Here is a 23,371-nt window from a genome sequence, read left to right as displayed (position 1 = left end):
CTTTATATAAATAACTTAATATTCTGAATCCAGTAAAATCTTAAAATTAATAATTTTCTTGCCATTTCGTGCCAAAAGTTTTATCTAAAAAGTTGAGATGAAAGTATAAGAATTCTTAATGAATCATTTATGGAAAATTTAAGTTATAGTTTAATTCAGAAAATTTTTAATATCTTTTATATTTACATCTCTTTGAGGGAAAGGAATTTCAATTTTAGATTTAGCAAATTCCGTTAAAATTGAACAATTAATATCACTAATAACTCGCTTTCTAGTGTTAATATCATTTAACCAAAATTTTAGCTCAAAATTTAAACTAGAATCACCAAAATTAATAAAAAAAACCACTGGAGAAGGAGTCGTCAAAATTTTAGGATGATTATGGGCAATTTTTAAGAGTAAATTGGTTACCTGTTCGGCATTAGAATCATAACCGACTCCCATTAAAATAGAACAATATACGAGGTTATTACTACCTGTATAAGTTGTAACATCTTGAGTAAGAAAAATTTGATTAGGAATAATTTTTTCTGCATTATCTACTGTCATTAATACAGTAGTTGCCCTAATACCTAATTCTTTTACTTGACAAGTTTGTCCTTCAATACTAATCATATCTCCTGGTTTTAATATTTTTTCAAATAATAAAATAATACCACTCATAAAATTACTAAAAATTTCTTTTAAAGCAAAACCAATACCAATAGATAAACCACCTCCGATAGCGGTTACAGCCCTACCATCTACTCCTACAAAACCTAAATTTATGATTATTCCTAGGGTGATTAAAAAATAACGACACAAGATTAATGTAGCTTGTATAGAACTTTTTTCAGAAAGAGTTTTAGAATTGATTAAGATTAAATATAATTTTTCTAAAAGTATAACTATAACTATCCAAAAATATAAACCAACAATCAGAGAATATATAGTATCAAAAGTAATAGGATTATTGAATAATGTTATTAATTGTACTTGAGAATCTTGAAGGTTTCCCGAAAGATTTACTATTTGATTAAAAACAAATAAAACAAATAAAGGATAAAAAATTTTGAACTGATATTCTTGAATAATTGTTAAAGGAAATGCACCATATAAAAAGGCTAATAAACAGCGTAAAATTAAATAAACGATAACTATATCTTCCCCTCGCTTTATTAAACCTTGTGTCCAATTTTGGCTATGAAATAAACCTGCCATTAAATTAAGTAAAATTAAAGTAATAAGAGGGAAGTCTATACTTTGTAAAAATAAAGCTAGATATTCCCTTGGTTCAAGATGTTCGTCTCGCCAAATAAAAGTAGTAAATTGAGGAAAATTTCGCTGTAACCAATGCCAAAATAATTTAGATAAGAGCCAACCTAAGAATAAACAAACAATAATAATTAGTAACTGAAATAATACATCAGATCGAGCCAAAAAAATTGATTGTCGAGTGAGAATATCTGAAAAATTAATTCTTTTATTTTCCATAGAAATAAGAAAATTTTACTTAGTAAGATTATCCATTAATAACATTAATTTTTTAGCAGCATCATCAGTAGAAATTTCTCCTACAAATGCTTTTTGATATAATATTTCTCCTTCCTCAAAAAGTTGGATAATTTCTGCTAAATTATTAAGAGGAATAGCCACGGCCGATTCAGCTTGTTTTAATAATACTGATTCAAGGGGTAATAAATCAACATTAGGTCTAATTTGACGATTGGTAGGAATAAAACTCTGAGTAGCAATAATTCCCGATAATTGTTGTTCTGGATTAGTCATATATTTAGCGAAAGCTAATCCTAAAAGGTTTTCACTATCAGTATTACTGTGATTAAATACCATGATTTTAGTGTAGAGAAGGGGAGTAGGATTTCCTTTTTCTCCTTTGGGTAATAAAGCGACTCTTAAATCATTATTTAAAGTATCAGCAAAATCAAGAATTTCAGTAGAGTCACAGATATAATAAGCTAGTTTTCCTCTTTCAAAAGCATTATGTAAAATAGTACGATCTTTACTAACAATAAAGTTAGGTTGTAAGGAAGCATTTTTGAGCCAATTAAGCCATTCTGCCCATACTTTCATATTATGATTAATTAATGATGGTTCGGTAAAAAAAGTAGCTCCAAAAGTACCTATTCCCCAAAAAGTATCTTCAAAACTTGATACTAAACCAACGGAATAACCTTTAATTGCTCGTTGAATTAAACCCTCTAAAGTTGTTGGCGGATTGCTTAAAAAAGGATCATTAGTGTTATTTAATTTTGCTCGATTATAACAAAGAATTTTCGTGTTTGAACCTAACGGAATACCATAAATTTTACCTTGATAAGAGACTTGCTCTAAGGTAGAAGGAAAGTAGATAGAAGTATCAAAAGATTCTGGATCAATAGGATTAATTAACTGTTTTTTGACTAATTCTTGAATATCTTTTGCCGATAAAATTAAAGCACTAGAGCCGAAACCAGTTTCTGATTTTTCAATAAAAAAGTTAGGATTTTGTTCAGGTTTTATAAACTGTAACAATATTTTTACATTTGGAGTTAATTCAGTAAAATCTTTAACGGCATTGATTATAAGATCGCCAATTTTTCCCTCTGTTGAATGCCAAATTAACAAATTTCCTTCTGGTGATGTTGACGGTGATTTCAAACTATTTATATCACAAGTTTTGAGTAGCAAAATTAAACATAAACTAATGATAAGATAATATAATAAGTTGATTGTTTTTTTCAATTTTAAAAGGTTAAATTATATTTTTATAATCTGTTTTAATGGATGTTAGCTATTAGCTTGGAATTTGATTTTCAACACTTAAAAAACTAACTTTAATTTTTTGATTGTACTTGATAATTAGGGCAAAGACTATATTATAAAAAACTCAAAAATTATTACTAAAAATGAAAAGTTGCGGAAAGAAATGGGCCATTAAAACTTTCTTGAAACCCAAAAGCATTATTACCGCTACCGTTTTGATAGTTGATTTCGTAAAAACGATAACCTAATTGTAAGGAAGTGTTATAACCTACCCACCAATCCATTCCGCCTAAGACATTCCAACTGTAATCGGTTTCTCCTCCTACCCCAAAACCAGCATAATCCCCTCTTAACCATAGGGCGATCGCATCATTCATCTGTACTCCAACTTTAGCTCCTAGCATCGGTCCTAACCATGTTTTTGATTGACTATAATTATTTTGAAAACTACCATTAAAATTAACTATAGTGCTGGTTGCGACAACATTAATAGTTTCTTCTATGTTCAAACTAAGATTATTGAGTCTAACACCTGCAATCGGTTCAAACCAAAGGAGAGGATAAGGGCGATTAGAAGGTTTTTCAGGTAGCCTATAGTCAGGAATTTCGCCAAAATGATAACTAATAGCAAAATCATAAATACCCTGTTTAAAGTTTAAATCTGTTTTACTACTCATATCTAATTCTTGGGGTAATCTATTCTCTAAAAAATCTTCTGTTTTTTGAATTTTTGCTAATTCTTGTTCTACAAAACTTTTTGCTTGTTCAATTTCTGCTTGTAATTTTTGCAGTTCTTCAGTTTCTTTGATTTTTCTTTCTTCTTTAATTTTTTCGATACTTTGCTCTAAAATGCTTTTAGTTTCTATCAATTTTTGTTTAATTTGAGGAATAGAAGATAAAACTTCTCTAACCCTTGTATTTTCAATTCTGTTATTTAACTCTTGTAAGTCTTGAATTTGAGGAAAATCTCTAATATTTAAAGCTAATAATTCTTTAAAACCATCAGGAGTTAATTTAAGATTATCTAAGTTTTGAAAGTTCAAATCACCGATTCTTGAATCTGAAAATTTAGCTAAATTATTTGCTATTTCTTTAACTTTTAAATCTATGTTTTCTATTTTTACTACATCTTCACTAATAGTAACTTTTAAGTTATTGATTTGTTGTTCTAATTGATCTACTTTTTCAACAATTTCCGCTTGTTTTAATTCCTTATTTTCTTTTGCTGTTTGAATTTTTTGATCGAGATTATTAACTAAATCCGTTAGTCTTGTATTTGTACCTTTACTGCTTAGGTAATTTAAAGCATCTAAAGCCGAAGGAGTACGAGTAACTTGTTTTTGCAGGTTAACAACATTACCTAGATTAACGAAATAACCGTCAACAATAAATCCTAAACGCCCTTTCCATGCCTCTGCCCTAGCACTGGCGGTGAAATTTAAGGCATCTAACATTTCTCCTAAACTAAGGTGATAATCAACACTTCTACCTCTAGCAGTAGCTGTACCATAAGTATTAATAGGAACAGTTACATAGGGTTGAAATTGAAAACGCCATTTATTCGGATCTGTTGTGATATTAACTTCTGAATTTTGGGCTTGAATTTGAGGAAATAAATTATTAGTATTTTGATTAAATTGATTGTTTTGAAAAGTATCTAAATTTGGTTTTTTTAGCTCTGATTCTTGAAAATAATTACCTCTTAAATCCTCTGCACAATCACAACCGTTAGAGGTAAATAGATCTTCTTTTTCTTGAGGAGATATAGGAGTTGCGATCGCCTTTAAAGGAAAACAAGTACTGGTTACTGTCAATATGAAGATAAAAGATTTTTTGAAAAATAACATAACAAAGGGGAATTGAGTAAAATTATTCGTTAACTTGTGATTGAGGAACTTCCACCGAAAATTGACCACACTGTAAAGAAAGTTTTTTAGTATTAAGAGGATCTCTTACTAATAGAGGATCAGCAGGACGATTCTGTCCGGAATCATTGTTTTCACAGATAATAGTGGTAATTTTCGGAGTTTGATTGGGAGTGAGAAAAGCCGCACCAACATAGCCTCGTAGTTCACCTGATTTAGCAGGAATAATATAACTATAAGCGGCTTCTGATGTGGTGCGAACTGCATAATTTAAAGTATTAGGTAAAGTAATTCCGAAATCTTTCTGAATATTCTTGACTACCGCTCGAAATTTACCGTTTTTTTGATAATAAGTTCTTTGTCCTTCGGTCATTTTAGCGACAGCTTGTAGTGCTGTATTTTGATCTTGAGCTAGATTATTTTGGGCTTGGGTAGTCAACCCAACTCCTAACAATACGCCACTGCCAACAACAACAGCGATCAATCCATTTCTTAAAAGATGTTTTGAAAATTTATTCATGATTTAGTTTTTGTGTTTAAATACTATTCAGAATTTATTTTATATAAACTGTTTCTCAATATTAAAAAATCACACTATTTTCTTAATATTTTGATAAAATCTACAAAATCAGGTTATAGGAAATTTGCAACTTTTAACCCTTGACAAAGTTTTAAAATATCTATTTTTTTTTCTCATATTCCTGAATGAATATATAACTGTCATTAATGAAAATTCTCCTGACATTTTTCGAGAGATTATCAACAATTAATTATTTGGAGAGTCACTTTCCGAGACATTAAGAAATAAGTGTTGTTTTTGATCCCCCTAAATCCTTCTCAATAAGTGGGATTTTTTATCGTGTTTCTCTAAAAATTTAAGGATTTAATTAACACGCCAATAAAGCTAAGTAAGCCAATCACAAGCAAAGCCACCGCTACAATTTCTGCACTTTGAGAGTTTTCATAAGTATAATGATCGTTTTCAATTTTTTTTAGTATTTTACGATGTTCTATTAATCCTAAAGCCATGCCAAACATTCCCGTACCGATAAAACAAAGTCCTACAATCGCAGAAAATCTGATGGGGTTTATATGACTAGCAGTATCAATTTTTTCAATGGCAGTCGTAATGGTAGGAATACCGAAGCCAAAACCGATTAAAGATAAAGAAGTCCGTATCCAAGCCATAAGAGTACGATCTGCGGCGGCATGACTGCGATATTTTGCTAATTCGGTACGGTTGATCGCCAAATCATCATTAGAAAGTTTTTTCGGTGTGTCTGAGTCTTGAAAAGGTTGATTCATAATCATTACTAGGATAAAGTTTAAGGCAACAATTTGATTTACTTTTCCTTTGTATTGCGTTGAGATTCTAATTCTTTAGTCAGAAAATAATTAAGAAACGTTCGGATTAGTGCAACCATTCCTAATTTACCTAAAGAATCAAAGGTTGAACTTATACTTGTGGAAACAATATCAGCACCTAACTGAAACTCTAACGCTAGTACAAGCCACATTCCAAATTCTAGGCGTATTTCTGTAAATAAGTTTTTATTACGATCATACTTAGACATATAGGCTAGTTGCCCAGTTTTTAATATGCCTAAGAGAATACAAAAAACAGCAATGGCTTCTAATAAAAATTTGAGGAATGTGACAAGGATTCCTAATGTACTTTCTAAATTTTCCATCATCATTTTTAGTACTTATTACAAGATTGATTAAGATCTAATCTACTTGTTTTACAGGCGGAGGATTCCAAACACCATTAAGCACTGATGACTTAGGTGCATATAAACGCATTGTTACACCTAACACACCCTCAGCAGGAGAAGGCAACCAGTTAGACACTTTATTATCTTCAGGAGATTCATGTTGAATGTATATATCAAGTGAACCATCTGAATTATATTTTAGAGCATCACGATCGCCGATAGCAAAACGATCGAGCTTATTAGCTACTTGAAAACCCTCAGCATCATACATGGTAATTGACCAAAAAGCCTCCACCGGCGGTAATTCATCTTTATCAAAGTGTAATATATAATTATTTTCACCTTTCATGGGTTTTCCATTGGAGTCAAAGACATTCATGGGATAAATGGCATCTTCAGGTTGATTTGCCCCTAGTCCCACCATAGCCACGATCGCCCGTTTCAGGTAATAATTTCCGTAAACTCCCATAGTATCAGTATTCATTTGCCAACCATTTTCAATTCGAGCTAAAGTTGGTAACTTCTCCATCATGATTTTCAATCCATCTATCACCGCCTTTTGTAAACTATTTTGCAACACAACAGGTGCCTTATTCAAGTCAAAACTCTTACCCTGCTGAATACCTATGCGTTGCAGACGAGCAATAATTGACCAATCGGTGATATGAGGAGAATGTAATTTCATCAATTCTGCACCATAGCTAAAGTATTGACTTGCGGACATACTATTGACCTGTTTGAGGGGATCTGTTTCCATATCAAGGGTAGGATCAATAACGGCTTCCACCGGTTCAAAAGTTTTACCCCACTGGGAAAGAGGAACGATTTTAAAACCATCTTGAATTTCATTTACCGCCGGATAATCCTCAACTCCGTTAGTTTGAATACGCCCTATAATCCAAATATGAGGAGTAGGAGATTCGATCTTTTCGATCGCTTCTGATAATTCTCCTGTCCATCCTTGAGGTACGATCGCATATTGTTGTGCTTGAGTGCCAGTGGTACGTTTCCCCGGTACAGCAAAAACATTTGACCACATATCCAACATCGGTAATAGATAGTAACGTCCATTAGTATCAGGAGTTAAGACAATCATCGGCTCTTTGGTGATGTCAACCCACGCAACGGTATAAAGAGTGTCAAAGTTAGGACGCACTACCGCTCGAAAATTAGCTGGAGGAAATTGTCGCAGATGATGAAATGTGTTGACTGGACCGAATCCGGGTTTTTCTCCTGATTTATAGTTAGTACATACCCGTCTTGTGAAGTCCATTGTAATCAACGGGTAAAAGTAATGATAAGCCTCAATACCAATTTCGTAGGCTTCTTGTTCGCTGATATTGTTCATAGATAATTTAAATTTTATGGTGGATAAAGGTTAAAACTTTGGGACAAATAACCTATTTTTTGTTTCTCGCAAAGGCGCAAAGACGCAAAGAGAAGAACGCAAAAGGTTTTTCTGGTGGTTTATACAAAAGTATTTAGTACACTACTATGGGACGGGGTGCCACATAGACAGGCGGCACATAAGTTGGTACAACAGGAGCAACCACTGCCGGATTGTAGTAGTAACTACCAGCCGCTGCTTCTCCTGCCGCCACTCCGGCACCATACATCGCCCACCGCCCTAAAATGTCGATAAACAATGATGCTTCTTGAAAAGTAGGAGGTAATTGCCCTTGTAAAACTTTGACTTGATAGGATAAGTTGTTCTTCTCTAGTTTCGGGTTGGTTAACTCTACCACTACGCTATTAACTCCTTTTTTCCCAAAAATAGATAGAGTGGCGTTAGGGGGATTCTTCGCAAAATTGTCTGAACCTTTATCCCAATGACGGATAAATTCACTATTCTGTACATGACCTGTCACACGTTCAGGGCGATCACTAAAAAATAAAGTCGAACCCACATTATTGAGAGTCAATCTTTTACCGTCATAACTACCAGTCAGGGCATTTTGTACAAAAAGTAATTGCACTGTGTCGGATGTTTCTTTAGCTTCGGTGGTAGGTTTTGCCGATACGGAAGGATTGATTATCAAGTTACCTACAGACATGGTTAAAGTAAGTAAACTTAAAGAAAATAAAGCCGAAAGAGATTTGTTTTTCATGATGTTTTAATTTCAATTAAATATGTTGTAACTATTTGTGTTTTATCCCTTAAGTTTAGGAACAAGATTATTAATAATAATGTCGATCGAACCTGTCACGATGAATTGAACTCCAATGGCGGCAACAAAAAGTCCCATCACCCGTTGAGTAATACTCAATCCAATATCTCCCATAACTTGTTGTAACCATTTACCTAAGACAAGCACTGCGAAGACAAAAAAAGAGACAATAATCGTCATCATTATTAATTCAATACCTAAACCTCCCCTTTTAGCCAATGCTTCATTAGCATAGAGAATGACGTTAGCAATTACCCCCGGCCCCACTAATAAAGGCATAGCCATAGGAATTACAATCTGACGATAAACGGACTTGGCTTGAGTCAAATCGTTTTCATTTTCCGGTGTTAGTAAATTTTTTCCGGCACTACTATCGTTGCCATTGACAATGTTAATACCAATGATTAACAGTAAAATACCCCCCGCAAGGCGAAAGGAATTAATCGTCACCCCAAAAAATTGGAGCATGGGCGATCCGATGAGCATAAAAATCAACAATAAACCCATTACCGTAAGGGAAACAAATAAAGCCACCATCCGTTGCACTTTAATTCTCTCACGAGAAGTATAGGAAATAAAAATTGGTAACATTCCCAAGGGATTTAAAAGTGCAAATAAAGTAATTCCAAAATTGCTTAAAAATGACCATTCCATAATCTACTTGTTTGATGTTTGTTTTTGTTTAATCACACCGTCAAACTTAAAGGATAATCGATGATTCAGTAATAATTTCAATCTTGTAAACATACTGATTGAAGAATTAACGACAACCCATTACCGTAGCGGTGTAGGTTTTGCCTAATGACTCTATACCTCCAACAAATAAATTAACTTGATAGGGTTGAGCCTCTGGGCGAGGTGAGGATTCGATTTTTAAAGGTTTATCCTTAGAAATGTTTAACCCTTCCTTGTTAAAAAACAGGTCTGCGGTTTGGTCACTATACTTGAGATACATTTTTAGATCAAAAGGTCCTCCGTCATTAGAACTAACTTCCACCAAATAACGGCGAAAAGTGTTATCTTCAGTGGGTACTGCCCAATCTGTATTCCAATTATTCCGAGTAATATCCACACCAAATAATGTGGGAATAGTCGGCTCAGAAACGGTTTTTGTCACAGTGCTTCCTTCTCCTCCCACCACAAGAATGGGTGTGCAAGTCTCCGCTAAAACGGGTATTTGCCAACCTAGAAGAAGGGTGAAAAATCCTAATACAGTACGATGAAACATAATTTGATTACCTCCTAATTAATTGCAAAATGGGTTAATTTGATCGAGCATACTACTGAGTTATTCGGAAACTCGATTATTCCCTTCGGCTTCCATGAGTTTTTCTTTATCTTTATTGCCAAAATGAATTAGTTTGATCTACGGTACAGTTCATCTTTTGTTGCTGAAAAGCCGTCATCCACTTTTGCATCTGGGTTTTTGCTTCATTTCCCTTCAACCATATCACGGTAATCGAATTAATCTGATTTTCGTCACTTTCACAGGAAAATTGAGGCACATTATCAGGAATGTTGACTAATTGTTCCACACATTGCCCTGAATTCCCCTCGATGATTTCTTGCCAATCATTAACCATTTTTACCTCTACCAACACCCCTTGATTTCCTTGACTGCAATACCACGTTTTCATCTGAGTAGCATCGTTGGGTAAATCATCAACATTATTCATTTGGGCGATCAAAGGTAATGTGATTAAACTACTGGCAATAAGACATGAACCTAATAAACTCAAATTCATAAAACACTCCTTAAAAGTAAATATCCGTAAAACAGACATCTTGCCCGTAATTTCTCCAGTAATTTTGAGATTCCTCGACAAGCTCGCAATGACAGCTAAAATAAACGATAAAAACTAAGTTGCCCTACTCCGATGGGAAAAGCTGTGGGATTACTTCCCGATGGAAACACCGTCACATTATAGAGATAAGTCGTATCTAAGCCCGGATTGCGGAATGCTTCTAATCGCACGGTAAAAGTCGTACCTGGTGGCACAGGCGGATTGAATATTACATTGACTCCCGTTCCTTGAGATAAGCTAGAGGCTTGAGTGGTTAAACCTTGCCCTTTATTGCCTTGAGTGCCTATAAAAGCGTAAGTATTTGCGACATTAAGAGCTATCATTTCAGGGCTTTGTTGTTGTTGTATTGTTACCTGCCCGATCGACTCTCCTGCATTGGGGGGAAGAGTAAAGGTAAAATAATAATGGGCATTGGGCCAAGCTATGGTGGAATCGGGAGTGTGTACACCTACGAAAACAGGAGGTTGTCCTGTAAAAAAAGTAGGATTACCATTATCCTGCCCATAGACACGAGGGGGTAAAGACAAACCCACAAAAAGGTAAAACAAGGGAAAAGAAAAGAAAAACCGATGAAAGTTTCCCTTTAAAATATGATTAAAATTCATTATGTTTTGTAAAATGATTTACCTAAATAACGATGAATTTCTTGAAAAATATGATGAACCTAAAAACCACATCATAAATCTTTTGAAGAAATCTTTTCTTGCCATTTCGTGCCAATCTTGAATATGAAGATCCGTAAATCGATAATTTTAATGATAAAATATTCTGTATTTTTATATACAAAAACTAATTGTTAGGTTTAGCAAAAAATAATTTACTTAACGTTCCTTTTCCTAAATAAAGATCAATTTCTTGAAAAATATTATGAATCAAAAAAATAATAGATATAGACATTGTTACCGCTAAAAAGTGAGAAAAATGACGAGTTTCTAAAAATAATTTAATAGCCTCACCAATGACTTTTGTTTCGTGATAAGCATGGAAAAGATCCTCAATAACGGCAATGATAAAAACAGCGAAAGTATAAAGAAAAGTTTTATACAAAACTCTGATATAACGAGGAGATTCTGAGTAACGATTCAGTAAAGGAGTCATATCCATAATCGCTACTGCCTTTGCACAAACTAAGGCACTAATAATCGCCTTTGATAAAACATAAGCATCAATATTATATTCCTCCAAAAAAAGTTTCATCATCACAAGAATATAGCCAAAACCGATAAAAAAAAAGAGACTAAGAGAGCCAACTTTTTTCATTTCTTCTTTAAATTTTTCCATTGACATAATCTTAAGTTACTGTTTATTTTAACTAACTAATCATAACCAAAATTACGATAATTTTTTAATAATTTAAAACTAAAATATTTTTTAACAGAAATTGATCTCACTCTTCTTGAACTAAGAAATTTAATTTAACCCTAAAGAGTAAAAACATCGTAAAGTTAAATTAATTGTCGATTTTCCTTTTCTCAAATCCATAGTAATGGGTAATACTCAAATTTTGCATTAAGAAAAGCAAGATTAACAATACAAGAATAAAAATCAATTTTAATAATTTTAAAATCAATTCTTGTTACTTTTCCCTCTTTCCTTTTCCCTACCCTAATCAATAATTTATGATAGAAGTACAAGCAAGTTCTCAGTAATAAGCAGTTTTAACCCCTTACCTTGTCTATATACAATTAATTTGCATGAGTACTTAGATTTAGTAAGAAGGCTAAAATTATTATTTTTGCGAAGGTACTATGAAAAAATACTTTAAATATTTTTTATAGATTTTTCTTGCCATTTTGTGCCAATATATAATCAAAAAAATCAGTAAATATACTGAATCTAACGTGCTAATTTTTGATACGAATTATGACAAAATTAATACCCTTAGTACGAGTAAGTCCTATTATTCTTTTTGTGGATTTTTTGGAAGAATTAGGCACACCTACAGAAACTTTATTAAAACAATGTAAAATTCCTATTTTTGCTCTTGAAAATCCCAATTCCTTTATTTCTTGTTATCAAGCCTTTAATTTTGTCCATCATACCGCTCATAGAGAGGGAATTGACAATTTAGGAATATTAGTAGCCGAAAAAACTAATTTAGATTCTTTAGGAATATTAGGGCGTTTAGTTTGTAACTCTGTTACATTATATAATGCTATTCTTACAGCTATTTATGCAGGTAATTTGTTTAATTCTTGTGAACGTTTTTGGTTAGTTGAACAAGGAGATACAGCTTATTTCTGTCAGCAGTATATCAACACAAAGGATCTGGTGTTAGATCATACTTGTCATTTTTGTCTGAGAATGATGCTTAATTTAATTCAAACAGTAGCTGGGAAACATTGGTATCCCCAAAAAATTAGTTTACAAACAAAATTCAGTAATTTTACGGATCATCCCCTCAGTGAAGTTAAAATTAATCGAGATGTAGCCATAAATTCCATCGAGTTTCCTCGCTCTTTTTTATCTTTACCTTTACCTTCCCTTTCATCTAATTCCTATTCCCCTGAAGTTGATTATGTCCATTTACATGAAACTGCACCTCCTACAAATTTTTCTCAATGCTTAGAATTAGCAATCACACCTTTACTAAAAGAAGGTTATCCCAACATTAATATAGCCTCCGAAATTGCAAAAATGTCTATTCGTAACTTACAAAGAACATTAACAAAGGAGGGTTTAAGTTATTCTCAGTTAATAACCCGTATTCGTTATAAAACAGCAGTTGATTTATTACAAGATTTGACACTGAAAATTATTGATATAGCCTATGAATTAGGTTATGAAGATCCTGCCCATTTTACCCGTGCTTTTAAACGATGGACAGGTTTATCTCCTAACACTTTTCGTCATCAAAGTCAAATTTAGCTTAATTTTATCCTTTACACCGCCTAATTATTAATTATTAACTGTCATTTCCTAACTAATCTATAATAGTTATGGAGAATAAGCCGTAAAAATAAACGATTAAGTAATATTGAGATTTATTACGCTATATTAGTTATTCTGGGTAAAATTACATGAGTGAAGTACAAGAGTTTCGTCATATTTTCGTTATCGAAGATCGTAAAGGTAGAAGAATTGTTTCCCTTGAAGAAAGTAATTACACCCTAGGTCGAGATTCTCATAATCCCATAATTCTTTATGATTATCAGGTTTCTCGTACTCATGCAACCTTAATTCGTAAAATGGATAGCGACAGTGACGGTTTCTCTTATCGTATTATTGATGGAGATTTACAAGGAAAAAGAAGTACTAACGGAATCTTAATTAATGGACACGCTAGTATTTCCCATGAGTTAAAACACGGTGATACCATTCGTTTTGCTAATGAGGCTAAAGCTAATTACTATATCATTCCTACCGATTCGGGAATCGATTTATTTAACCCCGATGGTTTAGATCGTATTAATGCTTCTCGTGTTACTCTCACGAATCAATCTAGTGATACCATGATTGGGAAACAACAAGAGTCTAGTAATCCAGAAGATCAACAAGAGTTAATTCGTCTGGCTTCTTTCCCTGAATTGAGTCCTAATCCAATTATTGAATTAGATTGGGATGGAAATATTACTTATGTTAATCCCGCCGCCAGTATTAAATTTGATACCATTTATGATGATAAATTAGAACATCCTATTCTCTCTGGGTTGTTGGCTGAATATAATAATCGACAAGGTAATTTATTTTTAAGGGAAGTTAAAATTGGTGCTGAAGTTTTTGAACAATATGTTCATTATCTTTCTGAAAAAAAATTAATTCGTTCCTATATTTTTGATTTTACTAAACGAAAACAAGCCGAAAGTCAATTGAGAGAAAGTGAAGCTCGTTATCGCGCTATCGCTCGACAAACTTCCGAAGGTATCTTTTTAGCTTATGCTAGTAATAAAAGGATTATCGAAGCCAATGATTCTTATTTAAACCTTTTGGGTTATTCTATAGAAGAAATTAGTAATTTGACTCTTTTTAATATTATTGCTAGTGATTTAAGTGATTTTAACCAAGATTTAACTCATGTTTTAGAAACAAAAGAAGATTTGACGAAACAATATTTACATCGTTGCCAAGATGGTTCTTTAATTAATTTAGAGTCTAGTATTAGTTTAATTAGTTATCAAAATAAAGACATTTTTTGCTTTGTAGTCAGGAATACTAATAGTGTTGACATCATTAATTCTTCTAATGATCAGGTTTTTCATGACTATCTAACTCATCTTCCTAACCAAAAGTTATTAAATGAGCAATTAGTTGTGGCCATCGCTAATGCAGAACGGTATCAATATTTAATGGCTTTAATAGTAGCGGAAATAGGTAATTTTCAAGCATTTAAAGACAATAATAATCAAGAAAATATCAATAAATTAATCAAAAATTTTGCCCAAACAATTCAATCTTGTTTGAGAGTAGGAGATTTGATTGCTAGGTGGGATGAAAATAAATTTATGGTCTTATTTCCTCGCATAAAAGGGCCAAAAGATCCGGCTAAAATTGCCAAAAAAATGTCTTCAACTTTAGAGCAATTTTTACAAGAATATTCTAGCAATATTCCCTTAAGTCTTAATATAAATTTAGCTATTTATCCTATTGACGGCGATGAACTTTCATTATTTATAAAAAATAGCTTACTTTCCCTAGAACAAAATAAAACCGTAAATAATGCCATTTCAGGAATCACCGGATTTAATGTTAGTCCGAAAACCGCCAGTTTATTAAAATTAGAAAATTTAATTGGTAGTGCCATTAAAGAACAACAATTTTTCCTTTGTTATCAACCACAAATTGACACTCAGACTGCTAAATTAACAGGTTTAGAGGCTTTACTACGTTGGGATCATCCTGAATTAGGTAAAGTTACTCCTCGTCACTTTTTAAGATTAACAGAGGAAACAGATTTTATGTTACCTTTAGGGATTTGGATTTTGCAAACCGCAACTTTACAAATGGAAGCATGGGAAAAACAAAATATTACTCCTTTACCTATTGGGGTGAATATTTCTGCTCGACAGTTTTCTCAACCTAATTTTGTAGAAACCATTGAAAAAATTTTAGAACAAACGTCATTATCTCCTCAATTTTTAGAGTTAGAAATTACTGAAAATAGTTTTTTACAAAATCCTGAATTAGCCTATAAAACCCTAGCCCAATTATCAGCCTTAAAAGTTAGGTTATGTTTTGATAATTTTGGTTCAGGAAATTCCTCATTAATTTATTTACAAAAAGTGTCTTTTGATACGGTAAAAATTAGCCCTAGTTTGATTAATTTATTAGAGCAGAATGTTAAACATAAAGCCTTTATTCAAAGTATAGCGGTTTTATGCCAAGGCTATGGCACTAGATTAGTCGCAGTAGGCATTGAAAAATTGGAGCAGATGGAATTGTTAAGAGATTTAGGTTGTACAGAAATTCAAGGAAACTTGTTTAGTCGTCCTTTGCCTTCTAAAGAAGCTACTATCTTTCTTCATAAACCAGAATATAATATTACTTGAATTACACAAGTACCAGTGCAAAATAAATTGTATATAACGAAGGGGCTTTCTTTGTCAAGAGGGTTAAGCCCTTTGTTAACTACATAGAGTATTTATATTCTCATAACTTCTATCGGATTGCTATATTAGTTTTTTTCGATATATCATTTTATAATAAGTATTATTAATTATTGATCATTAATTATTGTATCTTCAAATATTTTCTTACAAAAAAGCTACTACCTATTATTAAAACCCTATGAATAGTGATTATATCAAAACAAGTTCAAATCGAGATTTACCTACTGTTACTCATGTTTTAGTATTGGAAGACGAAAATTCTCGTCAAACTATTATTTTAGAAGATGCAAATTATTCTATAGGTAGAGATCCTCGCAATAAAATTGCCTTAGCCTCAAAAAAAGTTTCTCGTTTTCATGCCACTTTACTCAGAAGAACTGATACTAAAAATAAGAGTTTTTCCTATTGGCTATTAGACGGAGATTTACAAGGAAATCGCAGTACTAATGGTATTTTTATTAACGATAAAAGATGTTTAGTTCAAGAGTTAAAACATCAAGATATAATTCGTTTAGGATTTGAAATTCAAGCTAGTTATTATGTTGTTAATAATATTTCTGACTTAGCTTTATTACAATCAGGGGATTTTCAACAATCTAAAGAGCCTGAAAATACAATTCAGGGAAATCAATCATCTTCTTCTCTTCCATTATCTGTCGCTGACGCAAAACAAACTTTAGTTATTTCAGAACCAAATATGGAATCAGAAGATAGTATCAATTTTCAACGTACTAATACTAATGCTTATTCCACTTCTACCGCTACCTCTGATTCTGAGATTACTAAATTAGCTTCTTTTCCTGAATTAAGCCCTAATCCTATTATTGAAATGGATTGGGATGGGAATATTACTTATCTTAATCCTTCGGCAATTACTAAATTTCCTGAACTTAAAAATGCTCCTATAACAGACAATCATCCCATTTTATTAGGATTAATTAAAAATATTGAAAATCACGGTCATAATAATAAACTATTTGTGAGAGAAGTGACTATTAAGGATCAAGTTTTTGAGCAATATATACATTATTTATCAGATAAAAAATTAATTAGAACTTATGTTTTTGATTTTACTAAACGTAAGGTTTTAGAAACTCAATTACAAGAAAGTGAGGAGAGATTTAAGGCTTTTATTAGTCAAACAAAAGAAGGTATTTTTTTAGTAGATGCTAACAATAAAAAGATTTTAGAAGCTAATAACGCTTTAGCTGATTTATTGGGTTATGGCTTAGAAGAGATTTATTCTTTAAAATTATATGATTTAATCGATCTTAATACGGGTGCTTTAGATGAACAAATTGAGACGATTATTAAATCGAAAAAAGAGAAAAATTTTCTGAAACATTTTAATTATAAAAGTAAAAATAAATTATTAGTTGAATTAGAATCCAATATCACTTGGGTTAGCTACGGTGATCAAATAATTTTATCTTTTGCGGTAAGACCTGCTAATAAAAATATTCATCAAGACACTTTTATTCAAGAACAAGGTTTATATGATTTGGAAACAGGCTTACCCAATCGGCAATTATTTATGGAACAACTTAACACTGCCATGGCTAATAGTCGTCGTAGTTCGGGGTTGTTGTCCATAATTTTTATTGATTTAGAAATTTTAGAGGAAAATCAAAAAACTCTCAGTTACAGCCTTAAATCAAGTATTTTAGAAGGTTTTGGCAGACGTTTAAGAGCTTCTTTGCGTTCGGGAGATACTGTAGCACACTGGGAATCATATCAGTTTGTATGCCTTTTACCTCAAGTCAGAAGTATTAAAGATATGGGCAGAGTTGCTCATCGAATGTTAGAATCTTTGAAACCGCCATTTTTCCTTGAGAATCAGAAAATACATATCCGAAGCAATATGGGTATTGCGATAAAGCCTCAAGATACTACTAATATAACTACAGAAATCTTGTTAAATCAAGGACAAAGTGCGTTATCTAAAAGTAAAGAATTTAATAAAAATAATTACAAGTTTTTTGATGAAAAAGTACAATTAGAAGTTGCTCGTTTATTAAGAATTGAAAAATTATTAGCTCATGCTTTAGAACGAAATGAATTTTGTTTGTATTATCAACCTCAAATTGACGTAGAAAAAAATAAAGTTACTGGATTAGAAGCATTAGTAAGATGGAATCATCCAGATTTAGGCAGAATTACCCCAGATCAATTTATTCCCTTATCCGAAGAAACAGGATTAATTGTGCCTATGGGAGAATGGGTGATAGAAACTGCTTGTACTCAACGTCAAATATGGCAACGAGATAATTTAGCTTTAACCAAACAACCTATTTGTATTAATATCTCTAATCAACAATTTCAGCAACCTAATTTTGTGGCAATGGTGAAAAATATTTTATATAAAGTGCAAATCGATCCTAGCTTATTAGAGTTAGAAATTACGGAAACTACTATCGGCAATGATATTGAATTAGCTGAGAAAACTATAAAAGAGTTAAAAGAATTAGGGGTAAGAATTGCTTTAGATGATTTTGGCACTGGTTCTGTAGCATTAGGATATTTGAAAAAATTTGCGTTTTCCACTTTAAAAATCGATCGCCCAGTAATCAACAGTTTTATTAATGATAATCAGGAGAAAGCAATGGTAAACGTATTGATTGCTATGGCAGAAAGTTTGAATTTAAGAGTGGTAGCAGAAGGCGTGGAAATAAAAGCACAATTAGAAGAGTTATTAAAATTAGGCTGTAAAGAAATACAAGGTAACTTGTTAACTTCAGCTTTAACCTTAGAAGATATAAACAAATTTTTGGTTAATTCTTGTTATCTTTCTGAATAAATCTCATTAAATCCTATAATTTATTAATTGTTATTGAAAATATCACCCTTGAATGACTAACTCTTATAATAAAAGTCAATTTAGATTATTACTTCCAGAAAATATCTCATCTCAAACGATTATTTATTTGACGGAAAGTATTTATTCTATTGGTCGTCATTCTGATAGTAATATTCAATTAAATTCCGGTGCTGTATCAAGAAATCATGCTACTTTAATGAGAACGGATTTACCCTCTGATGAAAGTTCCTATATTTTAATTGATGGAGATTTAAAAGGGCAAAGAAGTCAAAATGGTATTTTAGTTAATGGGAAAAGAACTATTTATCATAAATTAAAAGATGGAGATGTAATTATTTTTGGTTCAAGTGAAATTAAAGCTATTTATCAACAAGAAAAATTTTTATCAGAAGAGCTTATTTCTCATGATAATTTATTACCGAATATGTTAATAAAAGAAACTTCTTTATCTTTTGATTTAGCTAGAGATAAATTACAGGATACTTTAATTCTTTCGGAAGAAAATCTTCATGAAAACTTAAATAAAAAAGATATTAAAAGATTAGCCTCTTTTCCTGAATTGTCACCAAATCCTATTATTGAATTTGATTTTAATGGCAAAATTATTTATACCAATCCGGCAGCTAATGTCTGTATTGGAGAATTATTCACTGATGATATTTTAATTAATCCATGAACTTGAGGGTTAAGTAATAATGTTCAAAGTATCAGTGGAGAATTAATCATTAGGGAAGTCAAAATTAAAAATAAATATTTTGAACAATATATTCATTATTTATCAAAAGAAAATGTTATTAGAAGTTATATTTTTGATATTACTCGTCGCAAAAATTCCGAAGCTAAATTAAAATATCAAGCCTTCCATGATTCCTTAACAGGCATTCCTAATCGAGAATGTTTTTATTGGAAACTAGAATTAAATCTTCAAGAAAGAAAAGAACTGAAAAAATCATTAGCTGTTATATTTATTGATATTGATCGGTTTAAAAATATAAATGAAACTCTTAATCATACTGTAGGAGATAAATTGTTAGAAAGTTTTTCTCAACGCCTAGTTTCTTGTCTTCCTCCTAGTTGTTTTTTAGCTCGTTGGGGAGGAGATGAATTTACGATTATTGTACCTTTAGATAAAGATGTCTCAGAAGTGAATAAAATTGCCGATCTTATTATTAATAACTTAAAAGATCCTTTTTTTATCGAAAAATATACAGTTTATGTGACTTGCAGTATGGGAATTGCTCTTTATCCTAGTGATGGTATTGATTCCAAAAAATTAATTAAAAATGCTGATATTGCCTTATTTAGAGCAAAACAAATGGGCAAAAATAATTATCAGTTTTATATCACAAAATTAAGTCGAGAACAAACTTTATTATTTGAGTTAGAAAATCGATTATATGATGCTTTAAAAAATCAAGAATTATTCTTAAATTATCAACATCAATTAGATTTAAAAACTAATCGTATTTCAGGAGTAGAAGTTTTATTACGTTGGCAACATCCCAATTTAGGTATGGTTTCGCCATCAAAATTTATTCCTTTAGCAGAAGAAACAGGTTTAATTATTTCCATTGGTAAATGGGTATTAGAGACAGCTTGTCTTCAGGCTAAAAAATGGCATAATTTAGGTCATCAAAATCTTATTATAGCCGTTAATGTTTCTGTTAAACAATTTCAGCAAGGAGATTTTGTAGAAGAAGTTAAAGATATTTTAGAAAAAACAAAATTTAATCCTGAGTATTTAGAATTAGAAATTACTGAAAGTCTTTTAATGCAAGATGTAACAAGAACAGAATTTATTATTAATGAATTATCTAATCTAGGGGTAAAATTTTCTTTAGATGATTTTGGTACTGGTTATTCTTCTTTTGGTTATTTAAAAAAATTTCCTTTTCATATTATCAAAATAGATCAATCTTTTGTTAGTGATTTAGCAATCAATAAGCAAGATCAAGCCTTAGTTTCTGCAGTTATAACTTTAGCAAAAGGATATAATATGATGGTGGTAGCCGAAGGAGTCGAAACAGAAAATCAGAAAAAATTATTAAAAAACCTTCACTGCGATTTAATTCAGGGATGGCTAGTTAGTAAACCATTAAAAGAAAAGGATTTTTTAGCTTTTTTAAACAAATAAAGATTACCACTGCACCATCCAAAAATTATTATTGCCTATTACTTATTCTTCATTACTTATTAATTTTTTCTATACCTCAGTTTGATCTATTTTTCGATAAAGATAGAATATAGTAGTAGGAATTGATGGAAAATTATCATAAATTAATTTTTGCAAGTTATTGACTAACTAAATTTAATTGAGGTTTTGATTAAAATGTCTATTGAAATTGGGATTATCATGGGTAGCGATTCTGATTTACCCACCATGAAAGCAGCGATCGCCATTTGTGAACAATTTGCCGTATCTTATGAAGTAGAAATAGTTTCAGCTCATAGAACCCCATTAAAGATGGTAGAATTCGCTCAGAATGCTCACAAACGCGGCTTAAAAGTGATTATCGCTGGTGCAGGAGGGGCAGCACATTTACCCGGTATGGTAGCGTCTTTAACCCCTTTACCCGTAATTGGTGTCCCAATTAATACAAAGCATTTACACGGTATTGATTCTTTATACTCTATTGTGCAAATGCCTAGGGGTATTCCCGTTGCAACTGTTGCCATTGGTAATGCGGAAAATGCTGGTTTATTAGCAGTCAGAATTTTAGCTAGTCAACAACCACAATTGTTAAAAAAAGTTGAAAGTTATAGCCAAAATCTCGAAAATATAGTAGCACAGAAACAAGCAGAATTGGAGAAGTTAGGTTATCAGGAATATTTACAACAAAAATTTATGGGATAAAATTAATTAAGGATAAAACAAATAGGTTTCTTTTTGGCGATCGCTCAAAGTTATCATGTTTTAGTCAATTTATGTGAGATTTAAAGAGGTGTTAGCTATCAGTTTTCAGTGGTCAGCTTTCATGTATAGTAAGATTTACAGATTTATTTTTTAATCTTTAATTCTTCACCAATGATTTAGGATTGCTATATTGCCTGAAGAATTTAGAATTAGGAAACGTACCCATTACATTGTTGCCCATTACCTATTGCCCATTGCCCATTGCCCATTATCGCGACTTAGTGCAAGAAGTCTAATGATTAAATTAATGTACATCATGCTTTTGAACTAACAATTTATTTATATAATACAAACGAAAGTTTACCATGAAAGTTAAAGCCGCCGTTGCCTTAGAAGCAGGAAAACCCCTTACCATCGAAACCGTTGATTTACAACCGCCTCAACTAGGGGAAGTGTTAGTCGAAATCAAAGCTACAGGAATTTGTCATACTGATGCTTATACTTTATCAGGAAAAGATCCGGAGGGTTTATTTCCAAGTATTTTAGGTCATGAAGGGGCTGGAATTGTGGTAGAAGTGGGTAAGGATGTAAAAAGTCTTAAACCAGGAGATCATGTTATACCGTTGTATATACCTGAATGTCGAGAATGTGAATATTGTCTTAGTTTTAAGACTAATCTTTGTCAAGCGATTCGAGTTACTCAAGGTAAAGGTTTAATGCCTGATGGTAGCACTCGTTTTTCTCTCGATGGTATGCCTTTATATCATTATATGGGTACTTCTACCTTTGCTAATTATACCGTTGTGCCTGAAATTGCTCTTGCTAAAATTCGCCCAGATGTACCTTTTGAAAAGGTTTGTTATATTGGTTGTCGTGTTACTACAGGTGTTGGGGCTGTGATTAATACAGCTAAAGTGGAAGTTGGTGCTAATGTGATTGTTTTTGGTTTGGGGGGTATTGGTTTAAACGTCATTCAAGCCTGTCGAATGGTTGGGGCAAATATAATTATCGGTGTGGATATTAATTCTAGCAAAAAAGCGATCGCCGAAAAATTTGGCATGACTCATTTTGTTAATCCCCAAGAAGTAGAAGCAGATTTAATCCCTTACTTAGTAGATTTAACTAAAGGAGGTGCCGATTATAGTTTTGAATGTATTGGCAACACACAAGTTATGCGTCAAGCCTTAGAATGTTGTCATAAAGGTTGGGGAGTTTGTACTATTATCGGCGTTGCCGGTGCCGGAGAAGAAATCAGTACAAGACCTTTCCAATTAGTTACAGGCAGAGTTTGGAAAGGTAGTGCTTTTGGGGGTGCAAGAGGAAGAACTGATGTACCCAAAATTGTGGATTGGTATAAAGAAGGCAAGATTAATATTGATGATTTAATTACTCATGTTATGCCATTAGATCAAATTAACACAGGTTTTGACTTAATGCACAAAGGAGAATCTATCCGTAGTGTTCTGGTATTTTAAGGGCTTTCGGACTTTTGAATAAGTTTAGATAAGTTTATTTGAGCGGTGATGAGGATTAAGACGATTTTCTTGTGTAACATAATAATAATTTATTTAGTCACCGAGTCATCTAGTCTCCTCCTCTCCTAGTCACCTAGTCACCTAGTCACCTAGTCTTGCCTTCACCTAAATCTTAAAAACCTGCCCTTAAAAGGTGGGAAGGCTTATTTTGAAATTATCTTTTTCCCCTCGCTGTAAGTGTCAGAGATATTTTTTAGATTGATAAAAGTCACTTCTTCAGTGGAAAAACTTAACGGTTGATGAAGTAACAAATAAAGACAGGGGATTAAAAATAACGTTAATAATGTTGCTAAAGATAATCCTGAAAATACCACAATCCCTAA

At 32.1% G+C, this 23,371-nt stretch carries 21 protein-coding genes; 7 read left to right on the top strand and 14 right to left on the bottom strand.

Annotated elements, in window-relative coordinates:
* Positions 1 to 150: 150 nt before the first annotated feature.
* The 13 genes from FWJ34_RS08675 to FWJ34_RS08615 form a co-directional block, all read right to left on the bottom strand.
* On the bottom strand, positions 151 to 1,473 hold the full coding sequence (locus FWJ34_RS08675) for a mechanosensitive ion channel domain-containing protein (protein ID WP_308254925.1): 1,323 nt from the start codon (positions 1,471 to 1,473) through the stop codon (positions 151 to 153).
* A gap of 15 nt (positions 1,474 to 1,488) precedes the next feature.
* On the bottom strand, positions 1,489 to 2,721 hold the full coding sequence (locus FWJ34_RS08670; RefSeq protein WP_308254924.1) for an extracellular solute-binding protein: 1,233 nt from the start codon (positions 2,719 to 2,721) through the stop codon (positions 1,489 to 1,491).
* A 158-nt stretch (positions 2,722 to 2,879) separates the two neighbouring features.
* On the bottom strand, positions 2,880 to 4,556 hold the full coding sequence (locus tag FWJ34_RS08665; protein WP_308254923.1) for a hypothetical protein: 1,677 nt from the start codon (positions 4,554 to 4,556) through the stop codon (positions 2,880 to 2,882).
* 55 nt (positions 4,557 to 4,611) lie between these two features.
* Positions 4,612 to 5,127, bottom strand: a complete 516-nt coding sequence (locus FWJ34_RS08660) for a type IV pilin-like G/H family protein (protein ID WP_308254922.1) — start codon at positions 5,125 to 5,127, stop codon at positions 4,612 to 4,614.
* 347 nt (positions 5,128 to 5,474) lie between these two features.
* A complete protein-coding gene (locus FWJ34_RS08655; RefSeq protein WP_308254921.1) occupies positions 5,475 to 5,912 on the bottom strand; it encodes a DUF202 domain-containing protein in 438 nt (145 codons plus the stop codon).
* 38 nt (positions 5,913 to 5,950) lie between these two features.
* On the bottom strand, positions 5,951 to 6,301 hold the full coding sequence (locus tag FWJ34_RS08650) for a DUF1622 domain-containing protein (RefSeq protein ID WP_308254920.1): 351 nt from the start codon (positions 6,299 to 6,301) through the stop codon (positions 5,951 to 5,953).
* A gap of 34 nt (positions 6,302 to 6,335) precedes the next feature.
* The gene (locus FWJ34_RS08645; RefSeq protein ID WP_308254919.1) at positions 6,336 to 7,670 is read right to left on the bottom strand and encodes a DUF1254 domain-containing protein; all 1,335 of its coding nucleotides are present in this window, start codon (positions 7,668 to 7,670) and stop codon (positions 6,336 to 6,338) included.
* 133 nt (positions 7,671 to 7,803) lie between these two features.
* The gene (locus tag FWJ34_RS08640) at positions 7,804 to 8,430 is read right to left on the bottom strand and encodes a hypothetical protein (protein WP_308254918.1); all 627 of its coding nucleotides are present in this window, start codon (positions 8,428 to 8,430) and stop codon (positions 7,804 to 7,806) included.
* Between the two features lie 42 nt (positions 8,431 to 8,472).
* Positions 8,473 to 9,144 carry a MarC family protein gene (locus FWJ34_RS08635; protein WP_308254917.1) on the bottom strand — a complete coding sequence of 224 codons (672 nt, stop codon included), beginning with the start codon at positions 9,142 to 9,144 and terminating at the stop codon, positions 8,473 to 8,475.
* A 106-nt stretch (positions 9,145 to 9,250) separates the two neighbouring features.
* Positions 9,251 to 9,718: a hypothetical protein gene (locus FWJ34_RS08630; protein ID WP_308254916.1), complete on the bottom strand. Its 468-nt coding sequence runs from the start codon at positions 9,716 to 9,718 to the stop codon at positions 9,251 to 9,253.
* Between the two features lie 112 nt (positions 9,719 to 9,830).
* Entirely contained in the window at positions 9,831 to 10,235 is a 405-nt protein-coding gene (locus FWJ34_RS08625) for a hypothetical protein (RefSeq protein ID WP_308254915.1), read from the bottom strand.
* 95 nt (positions 10,236 to 10,330) lie between these two features.
* The gene (locus FWJ34_RS08620) at positions 10,331 to 10,900 is read right to left on the bottom strand and encodes a DUF2808 domain-containing protein (RefSeq protein WP_308254914.1); all 570 of its coding nucleotides are present in this window, start codon (positions 10,898 to 10,900) and stop codon (positions 10,331 to 10,333) included.
* A gap of 184 nt (positions 10,901 to 11,084) precedes the next feature.
* Entirely contained in the window at positions 11,085 to 11,576 is a 492-nt protein-coding gene (locus FWJ34_RS08615) for a hypothetical protein (protein WP_308254927.1), read from the bottom strand.
* A gap of 582 nt (positions 11,577 to 12,158) precedes the next feature.
* Here FWJ34_RS08615 and FWJ34_RS08610 point away from each other — a divergent pair.
* From FWJ34_RS08610 to FWJ34_RS08580, 7 genes are all read left to right on the top strand, one after another.
* A complete protein-coding gene (locus FWJ34_RS08610) occupies positions 12,159 to 13,163 on the top strand; it encodes a helix-turn-helix domain-containing protein (protein ID WP_308254913.1) in 1,005 nt (334 codons plus the stop codon).
* 152 nt (positions 13,164 to 13,315) lie between these two features.
* A complete protein-coding gene (locus FWJ34_RS08605; protein ID WP_308254912.1) occupies positions 13,316 to 15,781 on the top strand; it encodes an EAL domain-containing protein in 2,466 nt (821 codons plus the stop codon).
* A gap of 238 nt (positions 15,782 to 16,019) precedes the next feature.
* Positions 16,020 to 18,638, top strand: coding sequence for an EAL domain-containing protein (locus FWJ34_RS08600; protein WP_308254911.1), 2,619 nt, complete (start codon positions 16,020 to 16,022; stop codon positions 18,636 to 18,638).
* 52 nt (positions 18,639 to 18,690) lie between these two features.
* Complete coding sequence (locus FWJ34_RS08595; protein ID WP_308254910.1) at positions 18,691 to 19,335, top strand: FHA domain-containing protein; 645 nt, start codon at positions 18,691 to 18,693, stop codon at positions 19,333 to 19,335.
* A 30-nt stretch (positions 19,336 to 19,365) separates the two neighbouring features.
* A complete protein-coding gene (locus FWJ34_RS08590) occupies positions 19,366 to 20,793 on the top strand; it encodes a bifunctional diguanylate cyclase/phosphodiesterase (RefSeq protein WP_308254926.1) in 1,428 nt (475 codons plus the stop codon).
* A 195-nt stretch (positions 20,794 to 20,988) separates the two neighbouring features.
* Positions 20,989 to 21,513, top strand: a complete 525-nt coding sequence (gene purE, locus FWJ34_RS08585; protein WP_308254909.1) for a 5-(carboxyamino)imidazole ribonucleotide mutase — start codon at positions 20,989 to 20,991, stop codon at positions 21,511 to 21,513.
* Positions 21,514 to 21,878: 365 nt separating this feature from the next.
* Entirely contained in the window at positions 21,879 to 22,988 is a 1,110-nt protein-coding gene (locus tag FWJ34_RS08580) for an S-(hydroxymethyl)glutathione dehydrogenase/class III alcohol dehydrogenase (protein WP_308254908.1), read from the top strand.
* A 203-nt stretch (positions 22,989 to 23,191) separates the two neighbouring features.
* Here FWJ34_RS08580 and FWJ34_RS08575 read toward each other — a convergent pair.
* Positions 23,192 to 23,371, bottom strand: a 180-nt coding sequence (locus FWJ34_RS08575; RefSeq protein WP_308254907.1) for a hypothetical protein, incomplete at its 5' end; no start/stop codon positions are given.

Source organism: Geminocystis sp. GBBB08 (genome assembly GCF_016743215.1).
In the GTDB taxonomy this organism is placed as follows: Bacteria; Cyanobacteriota; Cyanobacteriia; order Cyanobacteriales; family Cyanobacteriaceae; genus Geminocystis.
This window is presented reverse-complemented; position numbering and strand designations above follow the sequence as displayed.